The organism is Curtobacterium sp. LFS079 (genome assembly GCF_047977865.1).
Taxonomy (GTDB): domain Bacteria; phylum Actinomycetota; class Actinomycetes; order Actinomycetales; family Micrococcaceae; genus Arthrobacter.
Window position 1 is genome coordinate 104767 of record NZ_JBFPFO010000004.1, and the last position, 23654, is coordinate 128420.

Genomic DNA, 23654 nt, shown 5'->3' on the forward strand with positions numbered 1-23654 from the left:
GGAAACGGCGGAACCCCGGTCACATCAGTGACCGGGGTTCCGGACTACGCCATTACGGGGTCAGTCGACGTCGCTCAGGCTCTTGCGGGAGTCCTCTTCGAGGCGGGCGTCGAGCTTGGACTGCTTGGCCGCCGGGCTGAGCAGGCTGGCCACCACCGCGATGATGATGGTGCCGATGATGACGGCCAGGGACACGAAGGTGGGTATCTCCGGGGCCCACTCGATGTGGTGGCCGCCGTTGATGAACGGCAGTTCGTTGACGTGCATCGCGTGCAGCACCAGCTTCACGCCGATGAAGGCCAGGATGACCGACAGCGCGTGCTTGAGGTAGACCAGGCGGTTCATGAGGCCGCCCAGGAGGAAGTACAGCTGGCGCAGGCCCATGAGGGCGAAGATGTTGGCGGTGAACACGATGAAGGCGCTCTGGGTGAGGCCGAAGATCGCCGGGATGGAGTCGACGGCGAACAGCAGGTCGGTCATGCCGATGGTCACGAAGACGATCAGCATCGGGGTGAAGAGCTTCTTGCCGTCGACCGTGGTGCGCAGCTTGCCGCCGTCGAACTTCTCCGACATCGGCAGGACCTTGCGGAGCTTGCCGATCAGCGGGTTCTCGGAGCCTTCTTCCTCGTCCTCGCCTTCATCCTTGGCCTGCTTCCAGGCGGTCCAGAGCAGGAAGGCACCGAAGATGTAGAACACCCAGCTGAACTGTTCGATGACTACGGCGCCGAGGGCAATGAAGATGCCGCGCAGGACCAGCGCGATGATGATGCCCACCATCAGCACTTCCTGCTGGTATTTCCGCGGCACCGCGAAGCGGGCCATGATGATGATGAAAACGAACAGGTTGTCGATGCTCAGGCTGTACTCGGTCACCCAGCCCGCGAGGAACTGGCTGCCGTGCTCCACGCCGTCGAAAGCGAAGATGGCGCCGGCAAAGGCCAGGGCGAGGGCAACATAGAAGCCCACCCACAGGCCCGCTTCCTTCATGGAGGGTTCGTGCGGGCGCTTGACCACCAGCAGGAGGTCGACGAGCAGGATGATTCCAAGGACGACAAACGAGCCGATCTCGAACCACAGGGGAAGCTGCATGGAAATGCCTTTCGCAGGGTACGTCAAAGCGGTGTAAGTCTCTCCGGCCTGCCCGCGCACTTGGTGCTGATTGGGCGGCCCGCTGCGTCCGGCGAGGCGTCTGTGCCTGGCGTGCTGACGGACGTAGCGCTCGGGATACTCCCCTACGTTCGCACCACTTTACCTTAGGCGTGCCCTGCCGACTGCATCTGGCGCAGCTCCCGCTTCAGTTCACCTACTTCGTCACGCAGGCGTGCCGCGATTTCGAACTGCAGTTCCGCCGCGGCGGCGTGCATCTGCTCCGTGAGTTGTTCGATCAGTCCCACAAGGTCTTCAGCCGGGGCCGCTGCGAGTCCGTCGCTGCGGACGATGGCCGCACCCTTCTTGGCCCCCTTGCCCGACTTCGCACCGGGCTTGGCCGCCGAGGTAATACCGCGCTTGCCCTTGCCATAGTCGAAGCTGCCCAACAGCGCATCGGTGTCGGCATCCTCACGGGCAAGCTGGTCTGTGATGTCCGCGATCTTCTTCCGAAGCGGCTGGGGATCGATGCCGTTTTCGGTGTTGAACTTCACCTGGATGTCGCGGCGCCGGTTGGTTTCCTCGATGGCATGGGCCATGGAATCGGTAATCCGGTCCGCGTACATGTGCACCTGCCCGGAGACGTTACGGGCTGCACGGCCGATGGTCTGGATCAGGGAGGTGGACGAACGCAGGAAGCCTTCCTTGTCCGCGTCCAGGATGCTCACCAGGGAAACTTCCGGCAGGTCCAGGCCTTCGCGGAGCAGGTTGATGCCGACCAGGACATCGAACACGCCCAGCCGGAGTTCCCTCAGCAGTTCGACGCGGCGCAGGGTGTCGACGTCGGAGTGCAGGTACTGGACCTTGACGCCGTGGCCCAGCAGGTAGTCCGTGAGGTCCTCGGCCATGCGCTTGGTGAGGGTGGTGACCAGGACGCGCTCGTCCCGGTCCACGCGGGTGCGGATTTCCCCGAGGAGGTCATCGATCTGGCCTTTCGTGGGCTTGACGACCACTTCGGGGTCGATCAGGCCGGTGGGGCGGATGATCTGCTGCACGAATCCGTCGGCCTTGCCGAGCTCGTATTTGCCGGGGGTCGCCGACAGGTACACGGTCTGGCCGATGCGTTCCAGGAACTCGTCCCACTTCAGCGGCCGGTTGTCCATGGCCGAGGGCAGGCGGAAGCCGTGGTCCACCAGGGTGCGCTTGCGGGACATGTCACCTTCGTACATGGCGCCGATCTGCGGCACGGTCACGTGGGATTCGTCGATGACGAGAAGGAAATCGTCCGGGAAGTAGTCGAGGAGGCAGTGCGGAGCGGTGCCTTGGCCGCGTCCGTCGATGTGCCGGGAGTAGTTCTCGATGCCGTTGCAGAAGCCCATCTGCTGCATCATTTCGAGGTCGTAGGTGGTGCGCATGCGAAGTCGCTGGGCCTCGACCAGCTTGTTCTGGCCTTCCAGCACCTTGAGGCGGTCAGCCAGCTCGTCCTCGATGCCGGTGATGGCCCGGCCCATCCGTTCCGGACCGGCGACGTAGTGCGACGCCGGGAACACATACATCTCGGTCTCTTCCCTGATGACTTCTCCCGTGACCGGGTGCAGGGTGTAGATGTTCTCGATCTCGTCGCCGAAGAACTCGATCCGCAGCGCCAGTTCCTCGTACATGGGGATGATTTCCACGGTGTCGCCGCGCACCCGGAAGGTGCCGCGGTGGAAGTCCATGTCATTGCGGGCGTACTGCATGGACACGAACTTGCGCAGGAGGTGGTCCCGGTTCATTTCGGCGCCCTTGCGCAGGGTGACCATTCCGGCGATGTACTCTTCAGGCGTGCCAAGGCCGTAGATGCAGGACACGGTGGCGACGACGATGACGTCCCGCCGGGTCAGCAGGGCGTTGGTGGCCGAGTGGCGCAGCCGCTCCACTTCCTCGTTGATCGAGGAGTCCTTCTCAATGAAGGTGTCCGTCTGCGGGACGTAGGCCTCCGGCTGGTAGTAGTCGTAGTAGGAAACGAAATACTCCACCGCGTTGTTCGGCAGCAGTTCCCGGAACTCGTTGGCCAGCTGCGCCGCGAGGGTCTTGTTCTGGACCATCACCAGCGTGGGCCGCTGGACCTGCTCGATCAGCCAGGCCGTGGTGGCGCTCTTGCCGGTACCGGTGGCACCGAGCAGCACGACGTCCTTTTCACCGTTGTTGATGCGTTCAGTCAGCTCCGCGATGGCAGCCGGCTGGTCACCGGCGGGCTGGTATTCACTGACGACTTCGAAGGGCGCGACGACTCGGTTGATTTCCTGGGCGAGGCTCATGCATCAAATCTACCCCTGCCCGCGGACAGTTACTGTCCGCGTTCCGGCGGCAAATCGCGCCGCCGGCGTGGCAGGATGACGCCATGGAAATCACCTTCGTGCAGCCCGAGGGACTGGTCCGCAGCCCCGCATTCAGCCATGCCGCCGTCGTTCCGGCGGGTGCCGCCACCATCTACCTGGGCGGCCAGAACGGCGTGGACGCCAGCGGCGCCGTCGTCTCGGACGATATTGCCGAGCAGTCGCTCAGGGCAATAGCGAATGCCCGCCTCGCATTGGAAGCAGCAGGTGCTTCGCTGGCCGATGTGGTGCAGTGGACCGTGCTCATCCACGTCGACGCAGACGTGCGCGCCGCGTACGGCGCCATCGCCCCGCACCTGGCCCGGGACGGCGCCCCTCCTCTGGTCACGGCGGCCCGTGTTGCCGGCCTGGGCGTGCCCGGCGCCCTCATCGAGGTGAGCGCCATCGCGGCTGTCCTGCCCTGAGGCGCCGGGTTCCGCAGGCGTCAGGAGTACGACGGCGGCCGCCAGCCGCTGCTTTCAGCCCAGGCTTCCATGCGGGGCAGCGCCTGCCCGCTGAACCACGGCTCCTTCGCTTCGGCATAACGGGCGGTGCCCGCGTCGTCGGCGAACTGCGCCACGAGGGTCTCCTTCTCGACGGCGTAGTCCGCCCGCGCATCCGCGTCGGAGCGCAGCCAGTCCCGGAACAGGAGGGCGTAGCGCCAGCCCGGGCTGCCGGCGACCCGGAGATGGATATTGGCTGCCCGCCCGGGATCGGCGTTCGCATGGAAGCGCTTCTGCCATAGCTCCGGATCCTCGAAGCCGGGTTTCGCCGTGTCCCGCCAGGCGCCGGGCACCGCGGGGAAGCCGGCCTCGCCGAGCGCGGGGGCGAGCCTGTCCGCCGTCGCGAGCGAATCAACGGTGAGCTGCAGGTCGATGACGTCCTTCGCGGGCATCCCCGGTACCGCCGTCGAGCCAATATGGTCGACCGCAAGCAGTTCGGGTGCGGCCGTGCGGATCCGCGCCGCGAGGCGTTCCGCGGCGGCAGCCCAGGCGGGGTCTGACGGCAGTATCCGGGCACTACCCGGGCGTTCGGCGCGGCTCCCGGAGGCGAGGTTCCGGGCGAAGGGCGCAAGGCGTTCCGCCCACAGGCGGTCCACCTGCGCCAGGATGTCCTCCCGCGGGCCGGAGTTTTCGAGGACTATGTCAGCAGCCGCGAGCCGTTCGTCCCGGCTTGCCTGCGCAGCAATCCGGGAACGCGCTTCGGCTTCCGCCATTCCGCGCAGGGAGGTCATCCGTTGCACACGGAGCTCCTCAGGGGCGTCGACGACGAGGACCAGGTGGAAGCTGCTCCCCTGCCCGGTCTCGACGAGCAACGGGATGTCCTGGACCACGATGTCCCCGGGGGCCGCCGCCTCCAGCAGTTCGGCGGCGCGCCCGCGGACCAGCGGATGGACAATCCCGTTGAGGATTTCACGGCGGCGGGGGTCGGCGAAGACGATGTCGCCCAGCCGGGCACGGTCCAGCCCGCCATCTTGGTGCAGGATGTCAGGACCGAAGGCGTCCACGATCCGGCGCAGGCCCTCGGTGCCGGGCTCCACGACCTCGCGGGCGAGCACGTCGGCGTCGACCAGCGTTGCCCCCAGCTCCCTGAACCGCTGGGCCACCAGGGATTTTCCGGAGGCGATCCCGCCGGTGAGTCCGATTTTCAACACCCCTCCACCTTAATCCCCGCCGTCCCCCTAGGCTCGCTCCGCTCACCCAGGGAACCCTGACGACGTGGGCCCACGTAACGCCTTATCCAGCCTGTTTAGAATTAGCCGGTGCCAGAACAAGAGAGCCGGGCCACCGCGTACACCACGCTTGCGGCCGGCGGCGACCTCCGCCATGAACTTGAGATCAAGCGTTCCCGCTTTATTACCGTGCTGCGCCGTTCCGCCGACGAGGACGCGGCGCGTTCCCTGGTAACGGATCTGCGCAAGGAGTTCCACGACGCCCGGCACCACTGCTCGGCCTTCGTGCTCGGAGCTGACCGCGAAGTGCAGCGTTCCAGCGACGACGGCGAACCTTCCGGCACGGCCGGCATTCCGATGCTGGAGGCCCTGGTCAAACGCGAGACCCTGCCCGGGGTGAGCGACCTGAGCGACATCAGCGCCGTCGTCGTGCGCTATTTCGGCGGCATCCTGCTGGGCGCGGGCGGGCTTGTGCGCGCCTATTCCGAATCCGTGTCCTCGGCGCTGGACGCCGCTCCGCTGGTCCGGCGCAGCCGGCTCCGGATCTGCGCGGTGCCCATCCCGCACGCCCAGGCCGGGCGCCTCGAAAACGAACTGCGGGCGGCGGGATTCGTGATGGCGGACAGCAGCTACGAGGCGGTGAACACCGTGTTGCGGCTCGCGCTGCCGGACAACGCGGCGGACATCGCCGACGCCGGTGCGCGTCTCGCCGCGCTGACGGCGGGCAGCGCTGGGCTGCTGCCGCAGGGTACTGAGTGGGTTGACACCGGCTTGGATTAAGCAGAAAAGGACCCCCGCCAAACGGCGGGGGTCCTTTTCGTAGCTATTCAGCTGTTCCCGTGAGGGAAAGCGGAATTAGTTGCCGGTGAGCTTCTCGCGCAGGGCGGCGAGGGCTTCATCCGAAGCCAGGGTGCCCGAGGAAACCTCGGAAGCAGCCGGCTCGGAGGAGTAGCTGGTGGCAGCAGACTCGTTGTCGCCGGAAACGGCGGCAGCGGCGTCGTCAGCAGCGTGCTGTGCAACCTGCTTCTTGTGGGCTTCCCAACGGGCCTGGGCGTCAGCGTACTGCTGCTCCCATGCGGCGCGCTGTGCTTCGTAGCCTTCGAGCCATTCGTTGGACTCGGGGTCGAAGCCCTCGGGGTACTTGTAGTTGCCCTCTTCGTCGTACTCGGCGGCCATACCGTACAGAGCCGGGTCGAACTCGGTGCTGTCGGCGTCAACGCCCTCGTTCGCCTGCTTGAGGGAGAGGGAGATTCGGCGGCGCTCGAGGTCGATGTCGATGACCTTGACGAACAGTTCGTCGCCAACGGAGACAACCTGCTCAGCCAGTTCAACGTGGCGGACAGCCAGCTCGGAGATGTGGACCAGGCCTTCGATGCCGTCTTCGACGCGAACGAACGCACCGAACGGAACGAGCTTGGTGACCTTACCCGGAACAACCTGGCCGAGGGCGTGGGTGCGGGCGAAGGTCTGCCACGGGTCTTCCTGGGTGGCCTTGAGGGACAGGGAGACACGCTCGCGGTCCAGATCCACTTCGAGGACCTCGACGGTGACTTCCTGGCCGACCTCGACAACCTCGGACGGGTGGTCGATGTGCTTCCAGGACAGCTCGGAAACGTGGACGAGGCCGTCTACGCCGCCCAGGTCCACGAAGGCACCGAAGTTGACGATGGAGGAAACGACACCGGGACGGACCTGGCCCTTTTCCAGCTTGTTGAGGAAGGTGGAGCGGACCTCGGACTGGGTCTGCTCGAGCCATGCACGGCGGGACAGCACAACGTTGTTGCGGTTCTTGTCCAGCTCGATGATCTTGGCTTCGATCTGCTGACCGATGTACGGAGCCAGGTCGCGCACGCGGCGCATCTCGACGAGGGATGCGGGGAGGAAGCCGCGCAGGCCGATGTCGAGGATAAGACCACCCTTGACGACCTCGATGACGGTACCGGTGACAACACCGTCTTCTTCCTTGACCTTCTCGATGTCGCCCCAGGCGCGCTCGTACTGAGCACGCTTCTTGGAGAGGATCAGGCGGCCTTCTTTGTCTTCCTTGGTGAGCACCAGGGCTTCGACCTGATCGCCGACGGCGACAACTTCGCCCGGGTCAACGTCGTGCTTGATGGAAAGCTCGCGGGAGGGGATGACACCTTCGGTCTTGTAACCGATGTCGAGCAGAACTTCGTCGCGGTCGACCTTGACGACGGTACCTTCGACGAGGTCACCGTCGTTGAAGTACTTGATGGTGGCGTCGACTGCTGCGAGGAAGTCCTCGGCGGTGCCGATGTCGTTGATTGCGACGACGGGGGCACCGGGCTTCTCGGTGGAGGTGATGGTCATGTAGTAGGGGCTCCGTTGTGGATAGTATGTCGGTCAGGCAAACCGCCCGCCGCCCGCTTCCGGGCTTCGGGACACAGCACAAGGCCAGGTCATCCTGAATTGTGGATTGTATTGATCGCGCGCACGTAGTACGCGCCCGTTCATTCTAGTCGCACCCGCCAACGAGGGTCAAAACCGGCGCTCCCGCGGCCGTTCCGTTGCATTGGACGGCCCCCGCTACAAGAGCCTTCCGACGTCGCCGAGCCGGGCAAAGACCACGCCCCGTTCGAGCAGCCCGGGCAAGGCCGCCGCGTAGCCGGCAGCCGTGCCGCTCTCCGGGTGGTTGAAGTGCGAAATCACGACGTCGCCGCCCCGCACCCCGGCCAGTTCGGCGGCGACCTGCGCGCCGCTGAAGCTCGCCCCGGCATCGCCGTTCACGCTGAAGTTCACCGGAACCTGGCCAAGCCGCCGCGCAATGGCGGCGGCGACGTCGTCGTAGTGGGCGGTGCCCGAGCGGAAGAACCGGCAGGGCTTGCCGCTCAGCTCTTCCAGCACCGCTTTGGCGCCCATCAGTTCGTCATACACCTCACCGACGTTCGAGGTACCGGGGATCCCGTAGGCCTGGCGTCCGTCCACGGAGAGCGGGCGGTGCAAGGTGCCGTGGTTCGCCAGTTCGAACAGGGGGTCCGCGGCCAGTGCGGCGGCGCGCGCCGGGTTGGCCGCAATCCAGCGCCCGTTGAGGAACAGTGTGGCGGGCACCTTCAGTTCGCGCAGGGTATGAAGGAGCCGTTCGTCGAATCCCGCTCCCCCGGGACCGCCGCAGGCGTCGAAGGTAAGGACCACTTTCCTGGAGCTGCTGCGGGTGGCCACCCCGCGCACCTGCGTGCCCCACTCCACCGGCTGCCGGCCCCCGTAGCGGGCGATGACGTCCTTCCGCGAGATCCGCGGTATCACCGGACGCCCGCCCGAGGGGCGCGGTGCCGGCCGTGCGGCAGCGCCCTGGGCCGCCGGATTTGAGGAAACGCCCGACGCACTTGGAGTTCCTTGGGGTTCCGGGCCCGTGCACGCCCCGAGCGCCGTGGCCACCAGCCCGGCGGCAGCAAGAAGTACGGTGCGGCGCCCGGCCGCCGTGGACTGCAGGGCACCGGTTCCGGCGCCGCCAGCGATGGAGTCCCCCATGGATTCCTGTTTCTGTGATAGCCCGCCGGAGCGGGCTGGTGTAGCGGTGTCTGGAAGTGGTTGCCGTCTAGAAGTGGGTGGCGCAGTGCGCCGGACGTTCGACTGCGAAAAGCTGCTGGGCGCGGAAAACGGCACCCGGCGTGTGCTCCTGGATCCGGCCGGCGCCCTGAAGCGTGACCGGGCTGACCGCGCCGAGGTAGATCGAGCCGAGGTCCGCGACGTCGAGGGACAGGTCCGCCGCGGCGCCTTCAGGGGCCGGAACCACACGGGCCCCGCTCTCTGCGGCATCCAGAATCCAGCGGCCTTCGGCGTGGCCAAGGCCGTCACCGACGTCGAGCACCAGCCGGTCGGTGCCGGCGTAGCTCCTGGCTGCCAGCGCGGCGGGAACGTCGAGGATCCGCAGCCACAGCATGTCCCGGTGGTCCGAATCCGTGACGCAGCGCGGGTCGGACAGAGCCCAGGCCAGCGGGTCGTTGACGGGCGCCTCCTGCCAGGAAATCTGTTCAACGAGGTCGAGACTGCCCAGGAACTGCCACAGCTCCAGGTAGGCGGCGTCGGATCCGGCAACCAGGTCCAGGACGTCCACGGTGTAGGGCTTGCTGTCCCAGCCCGCGAATTTGTAGGAGACGTAGCCATCGACGGCGCCGTGGGCGTCGTAGTGGAGGGCGCATTTGATCGCCCGGTCCCCGTTGCCGTCGCGGCCCAGCATCCCGGAGACGTGGTTGCGGTAGTAGTCCTGCCGCACGATCGAACCCGGGGTGCGACTGTGGGCCGCTTGGAAGACTTCGGGTGCGAGTTCCTGAAGAACCTTCGGGTCCGCGATTTCCACCCGGCCAACGGGTTCGTGGCGAACCCGGAATTTCGGACCGGTGTCCACCTTCATGCTCCGTTCGAAGGTGGCGACGCCAAATCCAAAACGGCCGTAAATCGATGCTTCGGAGGCCGTCAATGCGGCCATCGCGGTCCCGTCCGCCTTCGCCGCCGCCAGGTCGCCTTCCATCATCCGTCGCAGCAGACCCTTGCGGCGATGCGTTCCACGGACGGTCACTGCCGTGATCTGGCGTGTCCGCAATTCCCGGCCGAAGCCGATGTTGAGGTTGTTCTCCATGGTTCCGAAGGTTGCCACGGGGAACCCCGGGTGGAGCGCATGCAGCGGAGGTTCGTCATTGACGTAGACACCGGTCAGCTCGCGGTTGTCCGCCCGGTACATCGCGAGAATTTTGTCGATGTGTTCGTCGCTGCGCTGCTCATCGTGGAATCCAACACCAACGGCAAGGATCCAATCGCGTGCTTGTCCGTAGTCCGGGTTCTCCTTGCCTACGGAACGAAAGCGCCTGACAGTGTATTTTTCCTGGGAATCAGCCACAACGCCAAGCGTAACCGCCGAGGGCCCCGAAGTGAGCGAAGCGAGCTTTGGGAGGCGATTACGCGGCACGCCGCAGGGCGGCGCCATTATTTCGGCGGCGCGCCCTGCGTGCGGTTCCGTGGGAGCGGGCCTCAGTGGCCGGCGTCGTGCCAGCTGGTCCCGACGCCGATTTGGACGTCCAGCGGGACGCTCAGCTCTGCTGCGGAGCCCATCTGTTCGGCGACCAGCTTCTCCACGGCTTCCCGCTCGCCCGGTGCGACCTCGAGGACGAGTTCGTCGTGGACCTGCAGGAGCATGCGGGACTGGAGTCCCTGGCCGGCCAGTTCGGCGGAGACGCCAAGCATGGCGCGTTTGATGATGTCCGCGGCCGAACCCTGGATGGGTGAGTTCAGGGCGATGCGTTCGGCGAGTTCGCGGTGCTGGCGGTTGGTGCTGGTCAGGTCCGGCAGGTAGCGGCGGCGGCCTTCGATCGTGGAGGTGTAGCCGTCAATGCGGGCCTGTTCGACGACGCCGCGCAGGTAGTCGCGCACGGCGCCGAAGCGGTCGAAGTAGTCCTTCATCAGCGAGCGGGCCTCGTCCACCGAGATTTCCAGCTGCTTGGAAAGACCGAAGGAGGTCAAGCCGTACGCGAGGCCGTAGGACATCGCCTTGACCTTGGAGCGCATGGCGCTGGTGACGTCTTCCGGTGCCACGTTGAAGATGTGCGAGCCGACGTAGCGGTGCAGGTCTTCGCCCTCCTTGTAGGCCTGGATCAGCCCTTCGTCCTGGGAAAGGTGGGCCATGATGCGCATTTCGATCTGCGAGTAGTCCGCGGACAACAGGCATTCATAGCCTTCGCTGACCACGAAGATCCCGCGGACCCGGCGGCCTTCCTCGCTGCGGACCGGGATGTTCTGCAGGTTCGGGTTGTTGGAGGAAATGCGGCCGGTGGCGGCAACGTTCTGCGCATAGTCCGTGTGGATCCGGCCGTCCTCGGCCACGGACCTCTTGAGGGTCTCCACCATCTGGGCGAGCTTGGAGGATTCGCGGTGCGCCATGAGCTGGACCAGGAATTCGTGCCCGGTTTTCTCCAGGAGGCCCTTCAGGGAGGCGGCGTCCGTGGTGTAACCGGATTTGATCTTCTTGGTCTTCGGCAGCCCGAGTTCCTCGAAAAGAACGGTCTGCAGCTGCTTGGGCGAACCGAGGTTCACTTCGTGGCCGATCGCGGCGAACGCCTGCTCCTGGGCGTGCTGGACCACCTTCGAGAGGTCGGCCAGCTGCTCGTTCATGCGGTCCGTGGACACACCGATGCCCGCGAGTTCCATGGCCGCCAGGACGCGGGCGACAGGCAATTCGAGGGTGGTCAGCAGGGCCCCGGCCTGGCGGTCGCTGAGTTCCTTTTCGAAGTGCTTGCTGAGGGTGTGCACGACGGCGGCCTGCCGCACCAGTTCGATCGCTGCGGCGTCGTCCGGGCCGTCGCCGAGGTCGAGTTCGAGCTGCCCCGAGGAGGATGCGCTGCTTGCCAGGGTGATTTTCAAGTGGTGCTGGGCGAGTTCAGCCAGCTCGTAACTGCGGCGGTCCGGCTCGATCAGGTAGCCGGAAATGGCGGTGTCATCGACCACGCCCTCGAGGCCGAGCCCGCGGTGGTGCAAGGCCTTCAGGGCGGCCTTGAACTCGTGCATCACCTTGGCTTCTTCGGGGTCGTTGAGCCAGGCTGCGACGACGGCCTCGGCGGCGGCGTCGAGCCTGGTCAGTTCCACGAAGGCCGCCCCGTTGGCGCGGACGACGGCGAGGGATTCGGCGTCGTTCCCGATCCGGCCGGGAACCATCTGCACGGCCAGGGCCGAACGCATCCCGGCCCCGGCGGCGAAGAACGCCTGCAGTTCAGCTGCGCTTTCGAGAACGGCGAACTCCGGGACGTCGATGGTGTCCGGAGCCGCGCCGGCGGTGTCGTCACCGTAGAGGTCGAACAGGCGGGTGCGGAGCGTCTTGAATTCGAGTTCGTCGAAGAGTTCTTCGATGGCCTTCCGGGTGGGTCGCGGCTCGGCCAGCTCCTGCAGGCTGACCGGGAGGTCGAGGTCCGTCAGCAGCCGGTTCAGGCGGCGGTTGCGCTTGACGGCGTCGATGTTCTCGCGCAGGGCCCCGCCCACCTTTCCGCCGATCGCGTCCAGGTTCTCCAGGATGCCCTCGAGGCCCCCGTATTGGTTGATCCACTTGGCCGCCGTCTTCGGCCCGACGCCGGGGACGCCGGCAAGGTTGTCCGCGGACTCCCCCACCAGGGCAGCGAGGTCCGAGTAGCGCGCCGGGGTGACGAAGTACTTTTCTTCGATCGCCGCGGCGTCCATGCGCGGAATGTCGGAGACGCCCTTCTTCGGGTAGAGGACGAAGACGTTGTCGGTGATGAGCTGGAAGGAGTCGCGGTCCCCGGAGACGAGCAGCACTTCGAAGCCTGCCGCTTCGCCCTGCGCTGCGAGTGTGGCAAGGATGTCGTCGGCCTCGTAACCGGGCATCTTGATGGTCTTGATGCCCCAGGCATGCATGACCCGCTCGATGATGCCGATCTGGCCGCCGAACTCTGCCGGGGTCTCATTGCGGCCGCCCTTGTACTCGCTGTATTCGGCCTTGCGGAACGTGGTGTCATCCGAGACGTCGAAGGCCACGGCAACGTGGGTGGGCTTCTGGTCCCGGATCAGGTTGATCAGCATCGAGGTGAAACCGTGGACGGCGTTGGTGTGCTGGCCCGCTGAGGTGGCGAAATTTTCGGCCGGGAGTGCGTAGAAGGCACGGAAGGCCATCGAGTGGCCGTCGAGCACCAACAACCGGGACCGGCCGCCTGCTCCTGTCCCCGGAACGGCGTCCGGAAGGGTTGAGGCAGAGGCGGACGGGACGGCCGCGGGCCCGGCGGCGGGGATTTCGATGACGGTGTTTTCGATGGCCTGGTTTTCGACGGTACCGGCCGGTTTGGTTGTTTCGCTCACAGGTGCCAGCCTAGTTGCCATGATGGACAATTTCACGCCGGGCCGCTTCACCGAGGAACTCATCGCCGCCGGCGTTCCGCAGGAGTATCACGGCTGGCTGGAGCGATACGGCGTGGGTTCCCTGGTGGCGAAGATGGGCATCAGGTTCCTGGAGCTTGGCCCGGACCGGACCGTCGCCACGATGCCGGTGGAAGGAAATACCCAGGTCGCCGGGATCCTGCACGGCGGCGCCCATGTGGTGCTTGCGGAGACCCTGGGTTCCTTCGCCGCTTCGCTGCACGCCGGGCCCGGGCGCCACGCAGTCGGGATCGAAGTGGGCGCGACCCACCACCGTTCGGTTGCCGCCGGCCTGGTTACCGGGACCTGCACCGCTATCCATCTCGGCGGCACCCTGGCCACCCACGAGGTGGTCATGACGGACGAATCGGGCCGGCGCCTCTCCACCGCGCGGATCACCAACATGATCAGGGACAACCGGGGCCGCTGAGTTTACAGGCGCCGGCGCCGTACCGGAACGCTAGCCGGTGCTCGTGCCCGGAATTCTGTACCGGAGCTCCACGGCGGCCCCGCCCACGGTGCGCGAGGAGAGCAGCTCAAGCGGCGCCGTCGGGCGGTCAACGGGAAGCAGCTGTTTGCCCGAACCGAGGACCACGGGGATCAGGGTGACAATCATCTCGTCCAGCATGCGGGCCCGCGCGAACTGGGCCACGAGGTCCCCGCCGCCCACCAGCCATACATTGCGGCCGGCCGCGCTGTCGATGAGGTCCTGCGCGAATTCGGCGACGTCGCCGCGGACGAAAGTGATGTCCGCCCCTTCGGGCGCTGAGTACTCGCGGTGGGTGAAGATCCAGCAAGGAAGGTCCGGGTAGGGCCATTTGCCGGGCTCGTGCTGCAGCAGCCAGCGGTAGGTCTGGCCGCCCATGACCACGCAGCCGACGCCGGCCATGAAGTCCGCGTAGCTCTCGCCGACGCCTTCGGTGTTGTCGAACTGGAGGAGCCAGGCGAGGTCGTCGTCGGGGGTGGCGATGAAGCCGTCGAGGGACGATGCCACGTAGTACTGGAAAGCGGACATGCCCCCAGCGTACTTACCGCGGCGCGGGGTTCCCAGAGCCAGGGTTGCCGTACTCGACCCGGACGGTGCCGTTGTCCGGCAGCACCACCACCCGGCCGTCCTTCAGCGTCCAGCCGTCGTTGAGCAGGAAGATCCGGCCTCCGCTGACCACCAGCAGCCGCAGCCCGCTGTAACGGTAGAGCGGCGCGGCGGTGGTCCCGGCGGAGGCCTCGAGCACATTCGGCGCCGAGACGGCGAGCCGCTCCTTGCTGTAGACAACGGCGGTGGGCAGCAGCGAGGACCGTTCCTGGTAGTCGACGGCGGCGCCGCGGCCGAGCGCCTGGGCATAGTCGGCAGTGCCCCAGAACAGCAGCAAGGTGACGAGGACGAACATGAAGGCGCGCTCCAGTCCGCGCGGGGTGAGGACCGGGCTGCGCCCGGCGGATTGCACCGCGCGGCGGCGCAGCGCCACTCCCCAACTGCCAAGAAGCAGGCCTCCGGCGATCAGGTAGGGCACGTAGAGGAGGGTACGGTCCGGCTGGGCCACAGTGACTATCCACATGGCGGCGGCGAACAGGTACCCGGCCGCAGCCAGCACCGCGGCCCCGCGGCCCAGAGCGCGCCGGTAGCGGCCCGCCGAGATGACTTTGTTGAGCGCGCGGTCCGCCATGAGCCAGGCGAGCCCGATGAGCGCAAGCCAGGCGAGAGGGCGGAACAGGGACTGGATGCTTCGCAGGATGAAGTCCTGCACCGAGTAGCCGAAGAGGCTTACGTCCAGGCCCATCGACTTTGCCTGTGCGTCGCTGCGGGCCCAGCCGAAATAGACGAGCAGTGCGGTCGCCACCGTGAGCGGCGGACCGATGACCGACAGCACTTCCAGGGTGCGCTGCCAGCGGGTGTCGGGCAGGCCCCTGTCGCCTTCCTGCGCGCCGGCTCCCTCTACGTCGCGATCCCCGGCACCGGCGCCGCTGGCACTGGCGTCCGGGGCTTGCGTACCGGAAGGCGTGCCGCTCACAGCGAATCCGTACTGCCGGATGGTCCGGGGCTCACAGTCGGCGGTTCAGTCGGGGAAGGCGAGGCGGTGCCGCTCGCTCCGCCGGTGGGGACGCCGTCGTCGTAGAAGAACTGCACCTGACCGGGCGCGTCCAAGGTGTCGGTGATCGAGACGGTGATCGAGTCCTTGCCGCCGGCCGGCGGCGTCTTGAAATAGACCGGCGAGTAGTCGCCGTCGCTGCGGGTTTCCACACCGGAGGGCTCGCCGTCGATCTTGACCTCCGAGACGCGGACATAGTAGCCGTCCAACCTGACCCAGCTGCCTCCGGCCCGCGGCCCGGCGGGGCGGCTCAGGCCGGGCACCGGGACGAAGTTCCCGTCGACCACCGTCAGGCCGCTGAGCCGCCTCGGGCAGGCTTCTCCGGTGCCCGGCTCCACCGGGACCGCGGTTGCGGGGTTGGCGTTGTGGTATTCGACGGCGCTGCGGGCCACGGAGAGAACCGCCAGTTCCAAGCAGCGGCCCTCAGGCGGGGCCTTGACGGCGGAGAGTGCCGTCGCCGCCTCCTGCCAGTGCGCGGCGGTCCCGTCGCGCAGCGCGTAGCAAACGGCTCCGGCGGCACGCCACACGTCTTTGAAGGTGGTGCCGTCAACCCCGTCGCGGAGCTGGTCACAGTCGCGGCCCTGCGCGAACAGGTACATCCGCCCTTCCTGGGGATCGTTGGGGCCTACGGGCCCGATCGGGATCCACCGGACAACGGGCGCCGCGACGGGTGGCGGAATGTCGGGGGCGGGCGGCCCGGGAACGGGCCGGACAGTGGGCTCAAGCGGCGCCGGATCACTGCTTGCCGGGACGCTGGGAGAAGTCAGGACAGGCGTCTGCTGCGCTGTGCCGTCCACTGGGGGCGGGCCACAGGACACCAGCGCGAAGGCGGCCAGGATCACCGGAAGGAACGTCCCGGAAAAGCCGTTCAATTTCAGCCGTCCGAACATGGCCCCACACCTGCCCCAGGGCGGCGCAATGGCCCCGGAAAGGGGGCCGGTCAGCTTGCGCAGCTACACAGCAGATTATTCTCCCGAATGGACTGAACAGCCAGAGCCCGGAAGGGGCCGGATCCTACTTGCTGAAGTACGGGACGATCAGGTAGATGCCGAAGAGTACTGCGGCGCCGCAGGCCGCGAAGCACAGATATGCCAGGGAACGGACCAGCACTGGCGACCTGTTCCCGGCGTCGGCAGCCACGGCCGTGAGCCGCACGCCGAGGGAGTACAGGACCACCAGGACCACGGCGGAGACCAGCGTGGCTCCGGCGACCTGCAGGAGTTCCAACCACTTCATCGCTGGGTGTCCTTGCTCTTGTTTTCCACCGGCTTTTTCCGGGCGGACTTCTTCTTCTGGAACCTGACGGCCGTTCCGGCCTCTTCGACCTCCACGGCGTTGTGGTGCCCCACATGGGACTTCCGCGAGTAAAGGAACATGAAGATCACGACGGCGGTGCCCACCACGGCGGCGATCACCACGCCTACGGTGCCGGTACCGACCAGCAGCGCTGTCAGGGCACCCACGACGGCGGCCGCCGGCAGGGTCAGCAGCCAGCCGATGGCAATGCGGCCCACCAGGCCCCACCGCACCGTGGTGCCCCTGCGGCCGAGGCCTGAGCCGATGACGGAGCCGGAGGCGACCTGCGTGGTGGAAAGGGCGAAGCCCAGGTGCGAGGAAGCCAGGATGGCTGCGGCGGTGCTGGATTCCGCGGAGAAGCCCTGCGCGGGCTTGACCTCGGTGAGGCCGGAGCCCATGGTGCGGATGATCCGCCAGCCGCCCGCGTAGGTACCGATGGCGATGGCCAGGGCGCAGGCGGCGATCACCCAGAGCTGCGGTCCGCTGCCGGTTGCCTGGGTGCCGCTGGCGATAAGCACGAGGGTGATGATGCCCATGGTCTTCTGGGCGTCGTTGGTGCCGTGGGCCAGTGCCACCAGGCTGGAAGTGAAGATCTGTCCGGTCCGGAAACCGCCGCGCTTCTGGGTTAGCTTGTCGCCGGTCTCCGGGTCGTGCCGCGAGGTCAGGGCATAGGCCAGGCGCGTGCAGATATATGCCACCGCTCCGGCGATCACCGGCGCGAAGACTGCCGGCATGATCACCTTCAGCAGCACGGTTTCGAAGTTCACCGAATTCATGCCAAAACCGACGATCGCCGCGCCGATGAGGCCGCCGAACAGCGCGTGCGAGGAACTGGACGGCAGGCCCTTGAGCCAGGTGAACATGTTCCAGAGAATGGCGCCCATGAGGCCGGCGAAGATGATCTCAGGGGTGATCTGGACGCCGCCCGAACCTTCCCGGATGAGTCCGCCGGAAATGGTCTTGGCGACCTCGGTGGACAGGAAGGCGCCCACAAGGTTCAGCACGGCAGCGAGGGCTACCGCGGTCTTGGGCTTGATGGCGCCGGTGGCGATGGGCGTGGCCATCGCATTGGCGGTGTCGTGGAAGCCATTGGTGAAGTCAAAAAATAAGGCCAGCGCCATAACAAGCGCGACCATGAAGGTGATTTCCACCTGGTTGCCCAATCTGCAGAGTCGACGTTCAGCAGTTCCACTCCCCGCGCCTGCCACACCACATGTTCAACAGATCTTCACCTGCCTGCCCTTGCGGAGGCCGTCCGTGGCCAGCATGAAACCTTAAGAATCCTACGTTGCATCGGGGGCAGTTCAAAACACTCCAGAGCCGGATTCCGGATCAAAGGAAGGCCTCCACGGCGTCCAGGTGGTCCGGCGTCAGGCCCTTGCGCGGGTCGGGCGATATGTGGAGCATCCGCCCGCCCCACGCTTCGGCCCAGGCCAATGCCTGCGGCTCGTGGTCGAGCTGGTCATCCAGCCACACCATGCGATCAGCCGGATGGAGGGCGACGTCGCGGCGAATGGCGTCAAGCTTCCACCACTCCGGCGACAGGTCCATCCCGGCACTGGAAAGGACGGGCCAGTCCCGTCCGTCGAGCTTGATCGCGGGGCAGAGGAACTCCGGCGCAAGCCGCTCCCATGTGGTCAACCACACAAAGCGCGTACCGGGCCGCCGGGACAGGGCATTCAGCCCGGTCACGAGTTCCGGTGCGAACGCCACCTCCAGGACTCCGGCGTCGGCCAGGGCCCATTCGCTGCCCCAGCCGGTCCTGCCCTGCACGGCAAAGGGGCTGACGACGCCATCGACGTCGAGATACAGCGACACCCGGGACATAAACGCTCCTGCAGCCGGAGACCGCGCCTGCCGCGCCCGCCGGCATTCCCACCCTATCGCCGCTGCGGGGCGGAGAACAGGTTCGCACCGCATTCCGGAAAGCCGGACCCTGAGTGAATATCACTATCGCAACGACCGTCATGCAAGTGTTATCCTCATGTTCTAACGGTCCTCAGCCCCAGGACCAGACCCGTGAGGAGTATCCATTGAGCACAGCGCCAGAAACCGCAGGAACCAGCGCCCCGGATTTCGCCACCGCCTCGGCCGCCCTTGATGCGGCTGACCCGCTGGCAGGATGCCGGGACCTCTTCTATAGCCCGGACGCCGACCAACTCTCCGCTTACCTTGACGGCAATTCGCTGGGTCGGCCGCTGAAGACCACGGTGGAGAAGCTCCCACGGTTCGTGGAGGAAGCCTGGGGCAGCCGGCTCATCCGCGGCTGGGACGAAAAATGGATGGACGAACCGCTGGCCGTTGGCGACCGCCTGGGTGAGGTGGTGCTCGGCGCCGCCTCCGGACAGGCATTCATCGGCGACTCCACCTCGGTGCTTTTGTACAAGCTCATCCGCGCGGCTGTCGACGCCCGCCCGGGCCGCAACGAAATCATCGTGGACCGGGACAACTTCCCCACGGACCGCTTCATCGTCGAAGGCATCGCCGCGGAACGGAACGCCACCATCCGCTGGGTGGAATCCCGTCCCGCCAGCGGTGTCCGGCCAGAAGACCTGGCGGAACTGCTCAACGAGCGGACCGCCGTCGTGGTCCTCAGTCACGTCGCCTACCGCTCAGGGTTCCTTGCCGACGCACCGGCCATCACCGCGCTGGTGCATGAGGCCGGCGCGCTGATGCTGTGGGACCTGTGCCACTCCGTGGGCTCGGTGCCGCTGGAGCTGGACGCCTGGGGCGTGGACCTCGCCGTCGGCTGCACCTACAAGTACCTCAATGGCGGCCCGGGCTCCCCCGCCTTCGCATACGTGGGCAGTTCGCTCCAAGGCCAGCTCCAGCAGCCCATCTGGGGCTGGATGGGGGCGCACGACCCCTTCGGGATGACCGACAGCTACCGGCCCGCGGACAACCTCCGCCGCTTCATCACGGGCACCCCTCCCATCCTCGCGATGCAGCCGCTGAAGGACATGGTGGAGCTCATCGCCTCCGTGGGCATGGGCGCCGTCCGGGAGAAGTCAGTCAGGCTGACCTCCCACGCCCTCGATCTGGCAGACGCGCTGCTGGTGCCCCTCGGCGCAGAGGTGATGAGCCCCCGGGACGCAGCCGAACGCGGTTCGCACATCACCGTGGACCACCCCCGCTTCGCGGAAGTCACCGAGTTGCTCTGGGAACGCGGTGTCATCCCGGATTTCCGGCCGCCGCACGGACTCCGGATCGGTCTGTCGCCGCTCAGCACCGGCTTCGCCGAACTCGAACACGGCATCCGCGCCATCCGCGAAGTGCTGCTAGGGCTTTCGTGAGCGCTGTCCTGGACGACATGGACTCCCGGCCGGGGAGCACCACGTCGTTACTGCGCACCGTGATCGGGCTGTACCTGCGCGACGCCGGCGGCTGGATGTCCGCCGGCCACATCCTTGCGCTCATGGAGGCCCTCGGGGTTTCCCCTGCCGTCACGCGCACGGCGTTGTCCCGGCTGCGGAAGAAGGAGATCGTCCTTCCGCACGTGCGGAACGGGGTTCCGGGTTTTGTGATCACCGAGGGCGCCGCTGCCATGCTGGCCCGCGGCGACCGCCGGATCTACCACCCGCGCCTGATGTCACCCGGGGACCCCTGGTGCCTTGTGTCCTTTTCGATTCCCGAAACCGCACGGGAAAGGCGGCACCAGCTGCGGCGCAGGCTGCGTTGGATAGGCTGCGGGACCGTGGCGGCCGGGCTGTGGATCTGCCCGGATTCCCTGCGCGCAGAGGTCGAGGAAATCCTCGAAGACCTGGGGCTGCGAGGCATGGCGACGGTGTTCGTAACGGGCACCCCCCTGGCCGGCGGAAGCCTGCGTGAGGCGGCGTCCGCGTGGTGGGACCTGGACACGGTCGCCGGACTGCACCGAAAATTCATCCGGGAATGGCGCTTCATCGGGGAAGGGAATGGGAACGGGGATTCCAGCCGGGACGCATCGGCCGGGGATGGTTCGCCGCCGCCTTCCGCCGGGACCTTTGCCGTGTATGTCCGGTGCATCGACAGTTGGCGGATCATTCCTTACCTCGATCCGGGGCTGCCGCCGGAATTCCTTCCCGAGGACTGGCCCGGGTTGGAAGGGATTGCCGTGTTTGAGCACATCCGGAGCGTCTATGCGAGGCCAAGCGCGGATTACGTGCGGACACTGGCCCGGGAAACAGCCGCCGAAGAATAGGCCAGTGCATGCAGGCGCCCCTCGAGGGGAATTCCGGCCGAAGCAATCCGGCCGGACGCCGTGAGCTCGCCGGGCACCGGGAGTAGTCTGGAAGCATGGCCACCGCCGATGGCGCGTGGCTGGTTGACGGGTGGTCCGGGAGGTTGCCATGACCCGTACGTGGTTGCGCTGGTTACCGGCCGCACTGGTGCCCGCAGCCCTGACAGCTGCGGCTTTGGCTGGTTCATACCAGGCCGGGGCCGCCGTCAGCCTCCCGCAGAAGTCGGCCGCGGAGATCATTGCCATGATCGGCCATTCGGACGTCCGCGCGTTGTCCGGAACACTCCGCCAGGCCTCCGAGCTGGGGCTCCCGCAGCTGCCCGCGGCAGGACCCCTGCCTTCGCTCCGGCCGGGTGCCAGCCAGGGCCTTGCCGCCGTGATCGAGCTGCTGGGCAGCCCGCATACCGCCCGGATCTACCTGGACGGTCCGTCGAAGGCCCGGTTCCAGGTCATGGACACGCTCGCCGAGCGCGACGTGGTCCGCAACGGCAACGACCTCTGGCTCTACAACTCCGCGGACAACACCGCCGCCCATGTCACCCTGCCCGCCACAATGGCACCGGGGACCCACGTCCCGCCGCACCATGCGCCGGCGGACCACAACCAGAAGACGCCTGGTGTGGTGACACCTGAAGCCCTGGCCCAGCGGTTCCTCACCGCCGCCGACCCGAGCACCGAAGTGACCGTCGGCGACGCTACCACCGTGGCCGGCCGCACAGCCTACCAATTGGTCCTCAAGCCGCGCAGTACCGGAACCCTGGTCGATTCGGTGACCCTCGCCGTCGACTCCGCCTCCGGCTTGCCACTCGGAATCCACGTGCAGGCGCGCGGACAGGCAACCCCGGCGTTCTCGCTGGCGTTCAGCGATATCAGCCTCTCCGCCCCTGACTCCTCCGTGTTCGCTTTCACGCCGCCCCGCGGTGCCTCCGTGGAGGAGAAAACCGTTTCACCGGTGCCCGCCGCGCCGGAGAAGAACCCCGCTGCTGCCGTCCCCGGTAAACACCCCGCGCCTGGCGGCGGGCCCACCGTCACCGGCAAAGGCTGGGACGCTGTGGTGGGCTTCCCCACGGGAATCCTTCCCGCCGACGTCCGGTCCGATCCTTCACTGGTCCAGCTCACCCAGGCGGTGCCCGGCGGCCGGGCGTTGACGACCAGCCTGGTGACCGTCCTGATGCTCGACGACGGCCGGGTGTTCGCGGGGATGGTGCCCCTTGAGCGGCTGCAGGCTGCGGCCGCCCCGCGATGATCGACGCCTCCGGGCCAGCCGGACTGGCAATAGAGAGCGATGACCTGAGCAAGCGCTTCGGCCGCCGCTCCGCCGTCGACTCCATCAACCTGGCCGTTCCGCGGGGTTCCGTTTTCGGTTTCCTCGGCCCCAACGGCTCCGGCAAGACCACCACCATCCGCTTGCTGCTCGGCCTCGCCGCGGCCACCAGCGGCGGGATCCGGGTCCTCGGCAGGACCATTCCAGCGGGGTTGGCGGACGTCCTGCCGGAGGTGGGCGCCTTGGTGGAAGGACCGGCCTTCTACCCTTTCCTCTCGGGAGCGGCAAACCTGCGCAGGTTCGATGCCGCAGACCGGCACGCATCCAGAAGCACGCGGGCCGCACGGGTCGATGAAGCCCTGGAACGTGTAGGTCTGTCCCACGCCGCAGGCAAGAAGGTCCGCGCCTACTCGCTGGGGATGAAACAGCGCCTGGGGATCGCGAACGCCCTGCTGCGGCCCCGCGAACTGCTGGTCCTGGACGAGCCCACCAACGGCCTGGACCCCCAGGGAACGCGGGAGGTCCGCAGCCTGGTGCGCTCGCTGGCGGCGGGCGGCACCACGGTGTTCGTCTCCAGCCACCTGCTCGCCGAAGTCGAACAAATGTGCACCCACGTGGGAGTCATGAGCGTCGGCAAGCTGGTGGCCCAGGGCACCCTCCATGAGCTGCGCGCGGCCGGGACGGCGAGGATCACGCTCCACACTCCGGATGCCGCCGTCGCGGCCCGCGTCTTGTCCGGCCTTGGCCTGACCACAGAGCCGGCGGGCAGTCTGCAGGGCGCGGACCACGGCGGACTGGTCAGCACCAGTCCGCCGGGACACGTGGTGGCCCCCGAGGACATCGTGGCTGCCCTTGTGGCAGCCGGCGTGCGGGTGCGGGGTTTCGGGGTGGACGACGCCAGCCTCGAAGAGCGCTTCGTTTCCCTGACCGGAGAGGGGTTCGACATTGCAGGATGACTCCATGGCCGCTGCGCCGGGTACGCGCCGGGGTTCGTGGGCGCTCATGGCGTCCGAGCTTTCGGTGCTGTTCCGTCGGCTCCGTACCTGGGCCATGTTGCTCGCCCTGGCCGCGATTCCCATCCTCATCGCCGTGGCGGTCCGGCTCAGCTCGCACCCCGTGACGCCGGGCCGCGGCCCGGCGTTCCTGGACCGCATCTCCCAGAACGGGCTCTTCGTGGGCATGACGGCCCTCCTGGTCTCGGTGCCCCTGTTCCTGCCCCTCACGGTGGGAGTCGTTGCCGGTGACACGATCGCGGGAGAAGCGAACCTCGGCACCCTCAGGTACCTGCTCGCGGCGCCGGCGGGCCGCATCCGGCTGCTGCTCATCAAGTACGCTGCCGCGGCGGTCTTCTGCCTGGCCGCGACGGTGACCGTAGCCGCCGTCGGCGCGCTGGCCGGCGTCGCGCTCTTCCCGGTGGGGCCGGTGACGCTCCTCTCGGGGGACACCGTCGACGTCGGCGAGTCACTGCTGCGCTCCCTGCTGATCGCCGCGTACATTTCGGTGTCGCTCCTCGGGCTCGCCGCGATCGGGCTGGCGATATCGACGTTCACGGACATCCCGGTAGGTGCCATGGCCGCGACGGTTGTGTTGTCGGTCGTGTCCCAGGTGGCGGACAACCTGCCGCAGCTGGAATGGCTGCACCCATGGCTGTTCAGCCACTACTGGCTGGGTTTCGCCGATCTGCTGCGCCAGCCCATTTCCTGGACGACATTCGGTGACAATGCCCTGCTGCAGGCGGGCTACATCCTGGCCGCAGGCGCCATCGCGTACGGCCGGTTCACCAGCAAGGATGTGCTGTCATGAA

The 23654-nt window shown here is 67.1% G+C and carries 21 protein-coding genes; 8 read left to right on the plus strand and 13 right to left on the minus strand.

Annotation, left to right across the window (positions count from 1 at the left end; genetic code table 11):
* Window positions 1–60: 60 nt before the first annotated feature.
* Window positions 61–1089, minus strand: coding sequence for a TerC family protein (locus tag ACNQPB_RS08815; RefSeq protein WP_498750894.1), 1029 nt, complete (start codon window positions 1087–1089; stop codon window positions 61–63).
* A gap of 164 nt (window positions 1090–1253) precedes the next feature.
* Complete coding sequence (uvrB, locus tag ACNQPB_RS08820) at window positions 1254–3386, minus strand: excinuclease ABC subunit UvrB (RefSeq protein ID WP_498750896.1); 2133 nt, start codon at window positions 3384–3386, stop codon at window positions 1254–1256.
* Window positions 3387–3469: 83 nt separating this feature from the next.
* Between uvrB and ACNQPB_RS08825 the strand changes: the two genes are divergently transcribed.
* Window positions 3470–3868 (plus strand): RidA family protein, encoded by a 399-nt coding sequence (locus ACNQPB_RS08825; protein WP_498750898.1) that lies wholly within the window; start codon window positions 3470–3472, stop codon window positions 3866–3868.
* Between the two features lie 20 nt (window positions 3869–3888).
* Here the strand turns inward: ACNQPB_RS08825 and coaE are convergent, their stop codons facing one another.
* Window positions 3889–5097 carry a dephospho-CoA kinase gene (gene coaE / locus ACNQPB_RS08830; RefSeq protein WP_498750900.1) on the minus strand — a complete coding sequence of 403 codons (1209 nt, stop codon included), beginning with the start codon at window positions 5095–5097 and terminating at the stop codon, window positions 3889–3891.
* A 108-nt stretch (window positions 5098–5205) separates the two neighbouring features.
* Here coaE and ACNQPB_RS08835 point away from each other — a divergent pair, with 108 nt between their 5' ends.
* Window positions 5206–5895 (plus strand): IMPACT family protein, encoded by a 690-nt coding sequence (locus tag ACNQPB_RS08835; RefSeq protein WP_498750902.1) that lies wholly within the window; start codon window positions 5206–5208, stop codon window positions 5893–5895.
* 75 nt (window positions 5896–5970) lie between these two features.
* On the opposite strand, the gene rpsA is transcribed toward ACNQPB_RS08835, so the two are convergent.
* From rpsA to polA, 4 genes are all read right to left on the minus strand, one after another.
* Window positions 5971–7446, minus strand: coding sequence for a 30S ribosomal protein S1 (rpsA, locus tag ACNQPB_RS08840; protein WP_498750904.1), 1476 nt, complete (start codon window positions 7444–7446; stop codon window positions 5971–5973).
* Between the two features lie 216 nt (window positions 7447–7662).
* Window positions 7663–8604, minus strand: coding sequence for a polysaccharide deacetylase family protein (locus tag ACNQPB_RS08845; RefSeq protein ID WP_498750906.1), 942 nt, complete (start codon window positions 8602–8604; stop codon window positions 7663–7665).
* 67 nt (window positions 8605–8671) lie between these two features.
* The gene (locus ACNQPB_RS08850; RefSeq protein WP_498750908.1) at window positions 8672–9970 is read right to left on the minus strand and encodes a GNAT family N-acetyltransferase; all 1299 of its coding nucleotides are present in this window, start codon (window positions 9968–9970) and stop codon (window positions 8672–8674) included.
* A 131-nt stretch (window positions 9971–10101) separates the two neighbouring features.
* On the minus strand, window positions 10102–12744 hold the full coding sequence (polA, locus tag ACNQPB_RS08855; RefSeq protein ID WP_498751289.1) for a DNA polymerase I: 2643 nt from the start codon (window positions 12742–12744) through the stop codon (window positions 10102–10104).
* A 202-nt stretch (window positions 12745–12946) separates the two neighbouring features.
* Here polA and ACNQPB_RS08860 point away from each other — a divergent pair, with 202 nt between their 5' ends.
* Window positions 12947–13414, plus strand: coding sequence for a hotdog fold thioesterase (locus ACNQPB_RS08860; RefSeq protein WP_498750910.1), 468 nt, complete (start codon window positions 12947–12949; stop codon window positions 13412–13414).
* 30 nt (window positions 13415–13444) lie between these two features.
* Here ACNQPB_RS08860 and ACNQPB_RS08865 read toward each other — a convergent pair whose 3' ends face one another.
* The 6 genes from ACNQPB_RS08865 to ACNQPB_RS08890 form a co-directional block, all read right to left on the minus strand.
* Window positions 13445–13999, minus strand: coding sequence for a dihydrofolate reductase family protein (locus ACNQPB_RS08865; RefSeq protein ID WP_498750912.1), 555 nt, complete (start codon window positions 13997–13999; stop codon window positions 13445–13447).
* Window positions 14000–14012: 13 nt separating this feature from the next.
* On the minus strand, window positions 14013–14993 hold the full coding sequence (locus ACNQPB_RS08870; protein WP_498750914.1) for a hypothetical protein: 981 nt from the start codon (window positions 14991–14993) through the stop codon (window positions 14013–14015).
* Window positions 14990–15961: a hypothetical protein gene (locus ACNQPB_RS08875; RefSeq protein ID WP_498750916.1), complete on the minus strand. Its 972-nt coding sequence runs from the start codon at window positions 15959–15961 to the stop codon at window positions 14990–14992. The genes ACNQPB_RS08870 and ACNQPB_RS08875 overlap by 4 nt, the downstream gene beginning before the upstream one ends.
* Window positions 15962–16085: 124 nt before the next feature.
* Window positions 16086–16307, minus strand: coding sequence for a hypothetical protein (locus ACNQPB_RS08880; protein WP_498750917.1), 222 nt, complete (start codon window positions 16305–16307; stop codon window positions 16086–16088).
* On the minus strand, window positions 16304–17518 hold the full coding sequence (locus ACNQPB_RS08885; RefSeq protein ID WP_498750918.1) for an inorganic phosphate transporter: 1215 nt from the start codon (window positions 17516–17518) through the stop codon (window positions 16304–16306). Before ACNQPB_RS08885 ends, ACNQPB_RS08880 begins: the two co-directional genes overlap by 4 nt.
* A 181-nt stretch (window positions 17519–17699) precedes the next feature.
* Window positions 17700–18194: an HAD domain-containing protein gene (locus ACNQPB_RS08890; RefSeq protein ID WP_498750920.1), complete on the minus strand. Its 495-nt coding sequence runs from the start codon at window positions 18192–18194 to the stop codon at window positions 17700–17702.
* Window positions 18195–18400: 206 nt separating this feature from the next.
* Here ACNQPB_RS08890 and ACNQPB_RS08895 point away from each other — a divergent pair, with 206 nt between their 5' ends.
* The 5 genes from ACNQPB_RS08895 to ACNQPB_RS08915 all read left to right on the plus strand — a co-directional run bounded on the left by ACNQPB_RS08895 (window position 18401) and on the right by ACNQPB_RS08915 (window position 23653).
* A complete protein-coding gene (locus ACNQPB_RS08895; RefSeq protein ID WP_498750921.1) occupies window positions 18401–19660 on the plus strand; it encodes a kynureninase in 1260 nt (419 codons plus the stop codon).
* Window positions 19657–20547: a PaaX family transcriptional regulator gene (locus ACNQPB_RS08900; RefSeq protein WP_498750923.1), complete on the plus strand. Its 891-nt coding sequence runs from the start codon at window positions 19657–19659 to the stop codon at window positions 20545–20547. The genes ACNQPB_RS08895 and ACNQPB_RS08900 overlap by 4 nt, the downstream gene beginning before the upstream one ends.
* Window positions 20548–20695: 148 nt before the next feature.
* On the plus strand, window positions 20696–21832 hold the full coding sequence (locus ACNQPB_RS08905) for a LolA family protein (protein ID WP_498750925.1): 1137 nt from the start codon (window positions 20696–20698) through the stop codon (window positions 21830–21832).
* Window positions 21829–22806 carry an ABC transporter ATP-binding protein gene (locus ACNQPB_RS08910; RefSeq protein ID WP_498750927.1) on the plus strand — a complete coding sequence of 326 codons (978 nt, stop codon included), beginning with the start codon at window positions 21829–21831 and terminating at the stop codon, window positions 22804–22806. The genes ACNQPB_RS08905 and ACNQPB_RS08910 overlap by 4 nt, the downstream gene beginning before the upstream one ends.
* A 4-nt stretch (window positions 22807–22810) precedes the next feature.
* Window positions 22811–23653, plus strand: coding sequence for an ABC transporter permease (locus tag ACNQPB_RS08915; protein ID WP_498750928.1), 843 nt, complete (start codon window positions 22811–22813; stop codon window positions 23651–23653).
* Window position 23654 lies beyond the last annotated feature (1 nt).